At 68.2% G+C, this 1911-nt stretch carries 2 protein-coding genes; both read left to right on the top strand.

Annotated features, from left to right (window positions below; all coding sequences use genetic code 11):
* The first annotated feature begins 31 nt into the window (after nucleotides 1–31).
* Nucleotides 32–493: a DUF4126 domain-containing protein gene (locus EOA33_RS34230; protein ID WP_126058624.1), complete on the top strand. Its 462-nt coding sequence runs from the start codon at nucleotides 32–34 to the stop codon at nucleotides 491–493.
* Nucleotides 490–1866, top strand: a complete 1377-nt coding sequence (locus EOA33_RS34225; RefSeq protein ID WP_126058623.1) for an FAD-containing oxidoreductase — start codon at nucleotides 490–492, stop codon at nucleotides 1864–1866. The genes EOA33_RS34230 and EOA33_RS34225 overlap by 4 nt, the downstream gene beginning before the upstream one ends.
* Nucleotides 1867–1911: the final 45 nt, after the last annotated feature.

Below are 1911 nucleotides of genomic sequence, written 5' to 3'. Positions count from 1 at the left end.
GTGCGAGGTCCTGACATCGAGGGGGTCAATCATGCTTTATCTGCTTGCATTGCTGATCGGGGTCGTTGCCGGGCTCCGCGCCGGAACGGCACTTGCCGTCACCGCCTGGGGCGCCTGGCTCGGCTGGCTGCCGGTCGCCGGCACCTGGGCGAGTTTCATGGGGCACTGGATCGCCCTCGGCATTTCCACCATCCTGGGGGTCGTCGAGCTGATCACCGACCAGCTGCCGTCGACGCCGAGCCGCAAGGTGCCGCAGCAGTTCGGCGCCCGCGTCATCATCGGCGCCTTTTGCGGCGCGGTGTTCGGCGCGACCGGCGGCGCCATCATCGGTGGCCTGATTGCCGGCGCCATCGGCGCCGTGATCGGCACGCTCGGCGGCGCCGAGTTCCGCGGCCGACTGGCGGCGGCTTTCGGCAAGGACCCGCCCGCTGCCTTCATCGAGGACGCCGCGGCGATCATCGGCGGCCTGCTGATCGTGGCGGCCGTGGCATGACGGCCAAGGCCTTCGACGCCATCATCATCGGCGCCGGCCAGGCCGGCACGCCGCTCGCCGGCCGGCTGAACGCGGCCGGCATGAGCGTGGCGCTGGTCGAGCGCAAGCTCGTCGGCGGCACCTGCGTCAACACCGGCTGCATCCCGACCAAGACGATGGTGGCGAGCGCCTACGCCACCCATCTCGCGCGCCGCGCCGCCGACTATGGCGTGACCTTATCCGGCCCGGTGGGCGTCGACTACAAAGCGATCAAGGCGCGCAAGGACAAGGTGTCGGGCGCTTCCCGCACAGGGCTGGAAACCTGGATCGCCGGCATGGAGAAGTGCACGCTCTACCGCGGCCATGCGCGTTTCGAATCCGCCAACACCGTGCGCGTCGGCGACGAACTGCTGACCGCGCCGAAGATATTCCTCAACACCGGCGGCCGCGCCGCCGTTCCCGACCTGCCCGGCGTCGAGGAGGTGCCTTACCTCACCAATTCCTCGATGATGGATCTCGACGTGCTGCCCCGCCATCTCGTCGTCGTCGGCGGCAGCTACATCTCGCTCGAATTCGCGCAGATGTTCCGCCGCTTCGGATCCGAGCTGACGGTGATCGAGAAGAGCCCGCGGCTGACCGGTCGCGAGGACGAGGACGTCTCGGCCGCCATCCTGTCGATCCTCCAGGACGAAGGCATCACGGTGCATCTCGGCGCCGACGACATCAGTTTTGCCAAGCAGGGCGGCGATGTCGCCGTCACCTTTTCCGCCGATCAGCCGCCGGCGATCGGCTCGCATGTGCTGCTGGCGCTTGGCCGCAACCCCAATACCGACGATCTCGGCCTCGACAAGGCCGGCGTCGAGGTCGACAAGCGCGGTTTCATCGTCGTCGACGACCAGTTGCGCACCGGCGTGCCCGGCATCTGGGCGATGGGCGATTGCAACGGCAAGGGCGCTTTCACCCATACCTCCTACAACGATTTCGAGATCGTCGCCGCCAACCTGCTCGACAATGATCCGCGCAAGGTCAGCGACCGCATCGAGGCCTATGCGCTCTACATCGATCCGCCCCTCGGCCGCTGCGGCATGACCGAGGCCGCGGTGAGGAAATCCGGCCGCCGCGCGCTGGTCGGCCAGCGGCCGATGACCCGCGTCGGCCGCGCCGTGGAAAAGGGCGAGACGCAGGGCTTCATGAAGATCCTGGCCGACGCCGACACCGGGGAGATCCTCGGCTGCTCGGTGCTCGGACCGGGCGGCGACGAGGTGATCCACTCGGTGCTCGACCTGATGTATGCCAAGGCGCCGATATCGACGCTGGCGCGTGCCATGCACATCCACCCCAACGTCTCCGAGCTTCTGCCGACCATAGCCCAGGAGCTGAAGCCGCTGGCCTAGAGCCGCCATCGGCGTGGTTTGCGCCCATAGCGCCTCGGCCTGGAC

The organism is Mesorhizobium sp. M4A.F.Ca.ET.050.02.1.1 (genome assembly GCF_003997725.1).
GTDB lineage: Bacteria > Pseudomonadota > Alphaproteobacteria > Rhizobiales > Rhizobiaceae > Mesorhizobium.
This window is presented reverse-complemented; position numbering and strand designations above follow the sequence as displayed.